At 63.8% G+C, this 2,964-nt stretch carries 3 protein-coding genes; 1 reads left to right on the plus strand and 2 read right to left on the minus strand.

The features are described from left to right. Window positions 1-1,033: chorismate-binding protein (locus tag EN991_RS30225; RefSeq protein WP_206519278.1), on the minus strand; the 1,033-nt coding region annotated here is incomplete at its 3' end. Window positions 1,034-1,352: 319 nt separating this feature from the next. Here EN991_RS30225 and EN991_RS30230 point away from each other — a divergent pair. Continuing rightward, the gene (locus tag EN991_RS30230) at window positions 1,353-2,123 is read left to right on the plus strand and encodes an isocitrate lyase/phosphoenolpyruvate mutase family protein (protein ID WP_127370114.1); all 771 of its coding nucleotides are present in this window, start codon (window positions 1,353-1,355) and stop codon (window positions 2,121-2,123) included. A gap of 1 nt (window position 2,124) precedes the next feature. Here the strand turns inward: EN991_RS30230 and EN991_RS30235 are convergent. Beyond that, window positions 2,125-2,964 (minus strand): succinylglutamate desuccinylase/aspartoacylase family protein (locus EN991_RS30235; RefSeq protein ID WP_127370115.1); only part of this gene is annotated, 840 nt, incomplete at its 5' end.

A 2,964-nucleotide genomic window follows, 5' to 3' on the forward strand; every position in this document is an offset into this window, starting at 1 on the left:
GCTCTGAGTCGGAAATTGCGTCGTCGCCGCGCTTGATGGTGCCCGAGATCGGGCAGGTCTCGACGCGGCGGCCGTTGACGCGCACGAACATTTCGGGCGAGGCGCCGATCAGATATTCACCTTCGCCCAGATTGATGAAGAAGGAATAGGGCGACGGATTGATGGCCTTCAGCTTGCGCGAAATCTCGGACGGCTGCGTCTCGCAGCGCTCGTAGAACATCTGGCCCGGCACGACCTCGAACAGGTCGCCGCGCTTGAACGAATCCATCGCCTTGCGCACCAGGTCGGCGTATTCGCCGGGTTCATGGTCGCCGCGCGGCGGGATGCGGTCGGGGCTCTTGAACGGCTCGGAGATTTCGTCGCGCGGCAGCCCTTCGGTCGAAAAACCCTCGCCGGCATAGTCGTAGCGGTCGGTCCATGCCTTGGCCGAATAATGGTCGACGACCAGGATCTCGTCAGGCAGGAACAGCACCAGGTCGCGCTGGCTTGGCTTGCGTTCGAGCTTGTAGTCTACCGGGTCGAACTGGAAGGCGAGATCGTAGCCGAAAGCGCCGTAGAGACCTAGATTGGCGTCTTCCTCGGTCTTGAACAGAGCGGTGATGGCGCGCAGCACCGTGAACACCGAAGGAACGCGGCTGCGCTCTTCTTCCGTGAAGACACGGCCGGGCTTGGCGACGTCGAGACGGATGAGCCTTTTCGATGTCTCGGCGATGGTGATATCGGCCAGGCTACCCAGCGCCTTGCCGATGACCGGCAACAACACCTCGCCACGGCCGTTGAGGGCCTCGACACGCATGGCGCGGCCGCGCGCGGAGATAACCAGAGGCGGGTCGATGATGGCGGTGTCCCAGCGCGTGTAGCGGCCGGGATATTCATAGTTTGAGGAAAACACCGCGCCGCGGCGCGAATTCAGGCCGTCGACGTAAGCGTCGATCGCGCCCGCATACGGCCGGTCGTGGCGCGCGCGGGTGATGGTGATGCCACCCGCGGTCACGAAACTTTCCGCGCCGTTTTCCAGAACCTTCATCGTCATTGCCGTCTCCATCAGCTTCTTGGGGCAACGGACCCGGGAATGGCTTGGAAAAAACAAATGGCCGCCCGGACTTTCCGTTGCGGCCACCCTCTCTATTCACGCGCACGTGTTCGAACAGGCCGCTGTCAGCAGGCCCACCACCAAATGGTCTTGATCGAACGCATATTCATGGCGAAATCCATAGCTGCGAAAAGAAGGATGCGCAACAGGTTTGAAAGTCTGTTCGTTGGCCGCCGCTTCTCAGGCTCATGGCACATCGCCAGAGCCGACAGTGCCGCTTAGAGTGCTCATCCAACAGCAGGAAGACGGGAAAATAACCATGACCGAGCAGATCGAGCGTGCGCGGACGTTTCATTCCCTCCACGTCAAGGGCAACCCGGTCGTCCTCTACAATGCCTGGGATCCGGGTTCGGCCAAGATCATCGAGAAAGCGGGTGCCAAGGCGATCGCCACCGGAAGCTGGCCGGTCGCGGCCGCGTTCGGCTACGCCGATGGCGAGAAAATCCCGCTGGAACTGGCGCTCGACAACATCAAGCGCATCGTCGGGTCGGTCGACCTGCCGGTGACCATGGACCTCGAGGGCGGCTACGGCGTTGACCCGGAAATCGTCGCTCGCACGGTGACGTTGGCGCTGCGGGCCGGCGCTATCGGTTTCAATTTCGAGGATCAGATTGTCGGTGGCAGCGGCCTGCATGACATTTCCGTGCAGGCAAAGCGCATCGAAGCCGCGGCGGCGGCCGTCAAGGCTTCCGGCATACCGGCATTCATCAACACTCGAACCGACATCTTCCTCAAGGCGAAACCGGATGCGCATGATGACGTTCTGCTCGACCAGGCCATCGAGCGCGCACAGGCCTTCGAAAAAGCCGGCGCGCACGGCTTCTTTGCGCCGGGCCTTGGCGACGAAGGCCTGATCGAGACGCTCTGCAAGGCAATTGCGTTGCCGGTCAACATCATTGCGCTGGCGCATGTGCCGCCGCGCCAGCGGCTGGCGGAACTGGGTGTCGCCCGCATCAGTCACGGCCCGATGCCTTACCGGCAGATGTCCGAATGGCTGGAGGCGAAAGCGCGACTGGCTATTTCGGGCTAAGTCAGTCCTCCAGCGTTCCCGACCGGGCATCAGTGCTCTTCCTGTCGCCAACCAGCTTCAGAAGATCTTCGCCGGCGCGGATGATGCGGCGCGAGCGGCGGGTCAGCATGATGCCGTCCTGCGGTGCGAACACTTCGGTGCGGCCATCGGCTTCACCCGGTGCATGGACGATGGTGGCGAGGCGCGCGCCCTTGGCGACGCGGTCGCCGGGCTTCACGTCATAGAGCACGGCACCGGCCCGTGGCGCCGGCATCATGTCGATGTTTTCCAATGGCGCCACGAAGCCGGTGAAAGGACCCGGCGCGGGCAGGGCGCTGTCGGCGATCACGCCGCGCGCCACCAGCAGCCGGTAGAGGCCGTCGGCGTCGGCGGCGGCCAAGGCACCGTCGACATCGAGGATGCCGCGATATTCGACGGTGGTGGCGACGCGACGGTCGAGCTTGGCCACATCGGCGGGGACGTTCTGATAGGGCATGATCGAGGCGCCCTCGAAGGTGCCGTCAGTGTCTTCGCTCCACAGCACGACCGCGTCGACGCCCATGGCCGCGGCGCAATCGGCCATACCAGGCCACAGGCTGGTGTGGACGTAGAGATAGGCGAGGCCCTCGTCATCGCAGTGCAGGTCGAGCATGATGTCGTGGCCGAGCGACAGCTGCACCAGCCGCGTCTTCAGCCGCTGGTCGACGCTGCCAAGGGTGGTGTCGGGCAAGAGCGCTGTGTCGGGCGCCGCGAGCAGCGGAAAGCCGCGGTTGAAATTGGTGCGCGTGCCGAGATGAAAGCGGCCCTGATGCTCGCCGAAATGATATTGCGCCCGGCCGATCGGGTTGGCCCAGGGCACGAT

The organism is Mesorhizobium sp. M7A.F.Ca.US.005.03.2.1 (assembly GCF_003997795.1).
In the GTDB taxonomy this organism is placed as follows: Bacteria; Pseudomonadota; Alphaproteobacteria; order Rhizobiales; family Rhizobiaceae; genus Mesorhizobium; species Mesorhizobium ciceri.

Excerpts from the sequence above, each read along its gene's own strand:
- EN991_RS30230 (WP_127370114.1), top strand. The coding sequence starts at position 1,353 with ATGACCGAGCAGATCGAGCGTGCGCGGACGTTTCATTCCCTCCACGTC.